Genomic DNA, 3,853 nt, shown 5'->3' on the forward strand with positions numbered 1-3,853 from the left:
GAACCGGAAGGACGATGGGACTGACGGGAAGCCCCCAACCCGCTCTGAGACCGTCCGAGGGGGTACCGCCCCCGGCCACCGGCCCGCAGACGAGGGGGCGGGTGGGCAACCCCCGCCCGGCCGCGCGGGGTCGAGGGGGAGATAGCGGGCCCGCGCCCCGACCCCCCCTCACCCCGCCGGAACCCGTAGTGCCGCCAGCACCGGCAGGTGGTCCGTCGCTGCGCGGAGGTCGGGGGTGGTGACCCCCGGGAGGCCCGCGGGGACTCCGCAGGCCAGGACTTCTACGCCCGGGGAGGCGAAGACCGCGTCGATCCTGCGGGTCGGGGCCGTCGACGGGAAGGTGTCGCCGTCGCCCCACGGGGAGACCGTCCAGCAGTCCTGGAGCGCTCCCGACAGGCGGCCGAAGGCGGGACCCCCCGCCGCCTCGTTGACGTCCGCCGCCGCGATCACGTGCGGCGCGCCCAGGGCGGCGGCCCGGTCCAGGAGCAGTTGCGCCTGCGCCTGCCGTTCCCGCGCGTCCAGCGAGAGGTGGGCGCTGACCACCCCGACGCGGGCGGCGCCGAAGCGGACGACGGCCGTGGCGAAGCCGCGGCGGTGCAGGCCGGGGGTGCGCGGGAGCAGTACGTCCTCGGTGCGTTCCACGAAGGCCCGTAGGGAGCAGAGCAGCAGCGGTCCGGCCGCGGTGGCTCCGCCTCCCAGCACCACGAGGTCGGTCTTGGCGGCCAGCCTCGCCGCGTGCTTGCGCCAGCGGAAGAACCGGGGCGCTTCCTGGACGAACACCAGGTCGGGGGCGCAGGCGCGGATGACCCGGGCCAGGGCTTCCTCGTCGTCGCGCAGCGAGCGGATGTTGTAGCTGAGGGCCCGGATGACGGCTGAGCCGTCGGGCTCGGTCACGGACTTAGGCAGCGTGTGCAGCGTGTGCGGCATGCCCCGAACATACGCAGCTGCCCGCCGCCCCCACAGGGGGCACGGCGGGCAGGCGCGGGCGAAAAGGGGGGGGTGTCAGCCCTGGCGGGCCAGGTCCGCGGCGCCGACGAGGCCGGCCTTGCCGCCGAGCTGTGCGGCGAGCACCTGCGCGTGCGGGCGCCAGGCGCCGCCGACGAGCCAGCGCTTGAAGGACTTGCGGATCGGGTCGAGGACGAGGTCGCCCTCGTCGGAGACGCCGCCGCCGACGATGAACGCGGAGGGGTCGAAGAGGGAGGCGAGGTCGGCGAGGCCGGCGCCGGCCCAGCGGGCGAGCTCGCGGAAGGCGTCGATGGCGACGAGGTCGCCGGCGCGGGCGGCTTCGCTGATGTGCTTGCCCTCGATGCCTTCGGCGGTGCCGTCGCCGAGGCCGAGGAGGATCGCGGCGTTCTCGGGGGTGGCGTTGGCGCGCTGCTTGGCGTAGCGGACGAGGGCGCGGCCGGAGGCGTACTGCTCCCAGCAGCCCTGGCTGCCGCAGCCGCAGAGCAGGCCGTCGGGGACGACCCGGATGTGGCCGAACTCGGCGGCGACGCCGAAGCGGCCGCGGCGCAGCTTGTTGCCGATGATGATGCCGCCGCCGAGGCCGGTGCCGAGGGTGATGCAGATGACGTCCTCGTGGCCCTGGCCGGCGCCGAAGCGGTATTCGCCCCAGGCGGCGCAGTTCGCGTCGTTCTCGACGACGACGGGCAGGCCGATGCGCTGTTCGACCTTGTCCTTGAGCGGTTCGTGCCGCCAGTTGATGTTGGGTGCGAAGAGCACCGTGGCGCGCTTGTCGTCGACGTATCCGGCGGCGCCGATGCCGACGGCGTCGATGGTGTGGCTGCTGCTGACCTCGGAGACGGCGGCGCAGATCGCCTCCGTCACGCCGTCCGCGGTCGGCGGGGTGGGCACCTTGTACGTCTCAAGGATGGTGCCCTCTTCGTCGACCACGCCGGCCGCGATCTTCGTGCCGCCGATGTCGACGCCGATGGTGAGTCCCATTAGTCCCTCGGTTTCCGGTCAAACCCCGCCACGGCCAACCGTACACGGGCCCGGCGGAGGTTCAGTCGAGATCGATCCGCTGGGCCGGGCCGGTACCGGGGCCCTCGTCGCCCTTGTCGGAGGGCGCCTCCCGGGGTGCGGGGGGTTCGTCGCGGGTCCAGCGGCGTTCGTGGCTTTCGACGGCGGAGCGGTAGGCGGCGAGGAGTTCGGATCCGGCGGCGGCGAGGTGGCCGAAGACCTCTGGGTTGCGCTCGATGACGGGCTTGGCGGCGGTCTTGGCCTGGTTGACGAACTGGCGTACGGCGTCCTGGGCGGCGGCGCCGACGGCGGGGTTGTTGAGGGAGGAGACCTTGTCGGCGACGGCTTCGAAGAGCTTGAACAGCTCTTCGGCGGCGGTTCCGGTGCCGCCGTTCCCGCCGGTCCCTCCGGTGCCGCCGGACCGCGCTGACCTGCGGCGTTCCTTCTCGGCGGCGAGGTCCTCGGCGCATGCCCGCGCCCAGGCGTCGTCGGCGTCGGGGTGGTCGGTGGCCTCGCTCATGGCGGACTCTCCTGGCGGCAGCTGCGGTGGGTCTTCCTTCGACGGTACCCGAACGGCGGTACGGGTCTCAGCGCTCCCTCGGCCAGAGCCGCGGGTCCGGGGTGAAGCGGACGCGGAGGGCGCCGTCGGTGAGGGCGGCGCCGGAGACGGTGCAGCGGCGCAGGGCCGGGGGCAGCGGAACGATCCTGCGGTGCGGTCCGGCCGCGACGAGCAGTTCGTCGCCGCGCCGGATCAGGTCGAGCTCGCTCTTGCGGGCGCGGGGCAGCGGGATCGCCCAGACGAGCACCCCGTCGTCGGCGAGCCGGTCCTCGACGGTCCAGCCGGCGCCGGGTGCGGGGGCGGGGCCGGGGGCGAGGTCCCGGGCGGCGTTGAGTGCGGCGAGGTCGTCGGTGGAGCGGGGGTCCCGGCCGAGGTGGGCGATCTCGTGGACGGGGAGGCGGGGGCCGGCCCATGCGTCGAGGAAGGCCCGCTGCTGCTCGGCGATGCCGGCGGCCCAGGGGTGGGCCGCGGCGGCGTCCGCCGGTACGAGCCGGTTGGCCACGAGGGACTCGGTGCGCAGCTCGTGCAGGGCGAGCCCGAGCATGCCGGTGCGCAGGGCGGTGTCCGCGGCGGGGCCGGGCTCGGCGACGAGGCGGACCCGGGTGGTGGGGGCTTCCACGACGGCCTGGACGGCGGCGAGCTCCTCGTCCCAGCGGGCGGCGGTCTCGTACAGCCACTGCGCGGGCATGGGCACTCCGGCGAGCTGGGCCAGTACGGGGCGCAGGGCGCGGGCGGCCTGGCGTTCGGCGGGGAGGAGCCGGGTGAGGTAGCGGCGGAGCTGGGCGGGGAGGGCGAGGGTGGCCACGGCCTGGTGGAGCGGGGGCATGTCCGCGACGACGAGGTCGGTGGCGGGTGCGGCGGCGGCCCGGCGCAGGGCGCGGAGCAGGGCGAACTGTTCGGCGCCGGGGAGTTCGGTGAGTTCCTCGGTGCCGAGGGGGCGGCCGCCGAGCATGCCGATGAGGGCGGCGCCGCGTTCCTGGAGGGCGGCGAGTTCGGTGCGGAACTCCTGGCCGGAGTCGACGGGGGTGACGCGGAGTCCCGGGACCGGGTCGGGGAAGGGGTCGGCGTCGGGGCCGCACAGGAGCAGGACCCGTCGGCCCTCGCGTGCGGCGGCGAGTGCGGTGGCGGCCGCGACGGTGCTGCGGCCGGCGCCTCCCGGGCCGGTGACGAGGAGGGTCTGCATGGTGGTGCCGTGCCTTTGCTTTGCCGGGGTGTGCCGGGGTGTGCCGGTGCGGGCTGGTGCGGGTCGGTTCGTGCTGGGCGGGCTGGTCCCTGCAGGTCCGTGCTAGTGCGGGCCGGTCCGTACCGGGGCGGGCCGTCCGGGCCGGTGCA

At 75.3% G+C, this 3,853-nt stretch carries 4 protein-coding genes; all 4 read right to left on the reverse strand.

Annotated elements, in window-relative coordinates:
• Positions 1–168: 168 nt before the first annotated feature.
• The 4 genes from SSNG_RS09790 to SSNG_RS09805 all read right to left on the reverse strand — a co-directional run bounded on the left by SSNG_RS09790 (position 169) and on the right by SSNG_RS09805 (position 3,704).
• Positions 169–927 carry an endonuclease/exonuclease/phosphatase family protein gene (locus SSNG_RS09790; protein ID WP_007263661.1) on the reverse strand — a complete coding sequence of 253 codons (759 nt, stop codon included), beginning with the start codon at positions 925–927 and terminating at the stop codon, positions 169–171.
• Between the two features lie 75 nt (positions 928–1,002).
• On the reverse strand, positions 1,003–1,944 hold the full coding sequence (locus SSNG_RS09795; protein ID WP_007263662.1) for an ROK family glucokinase: 942 nt from the start codon (positions 1,942–1,944) through the stop codon (positions 1,003–1,005).
• A gap of 61 nt (positions 1,945–2,005) precedes the next feature.
• Entirely contained in the window at positions 2,006–2,482 is a 477-nt protein-coding gene (locus SSNG_RS09800) for a DUF5304 domain-containing protein (protein WP_042800814.1), read from the reverse strand.
• 67 nt (positions 2,483–2,549) lie between these two features.
• Entirely contained in the window at positions 2,550–3,704 is a 1,155-nt protein-coding gene (locus SSNG_RS09805; RefSeq protein WP_007263664.1) for an ArsA-related P-loop ATPase, read from the reverse strand.
• Between the last annotated feature and the right edge of the window lie 149 nt (positions 3,705–3,853).

It is taken from the genome of Streptomyces sp. C (assembly GCF_000158895.1).
GTDB lineage: Bacteria > Actinomycetota > Actinomycetes > Streptomycetales > Streptomycetaceae > Streptomyces > Streptomyces racemochromogenes.

Excerpts from the sequence above, each read along its gene's own strand:
- SSNG_RS09805 (WP_007263664.1), bottom strand. The coding sequence starts at position 3,704 with ATGCAGACCCTCCTCGTCACCGGCCCGGGAGGCGCCGGCCGCAGCACC.
- SSNG_RS09795 (WP_007263662.1), bottom strand. The coding sequence starts at position 1,944 with ATGGGACTCACCATCGGCGTCGACATCGGCGGCACGAAGATCGCGGCC.
- SSNG_RS09790 (WP_007263661.1), bottom strand. The coding sequence starts at position 927 with ATGCCGCACACGCTGCACACGCTGCCTAAGTCCGTGACCGAGCCCGAC.
- SSNG_RS09800 (WP_042800814.1), bottom strand. The coding sequence starts at position 2,482 with ATGAGCGAGGCCACCGACCACCCCGACGCCGACGACGCCTGGGCGCGG.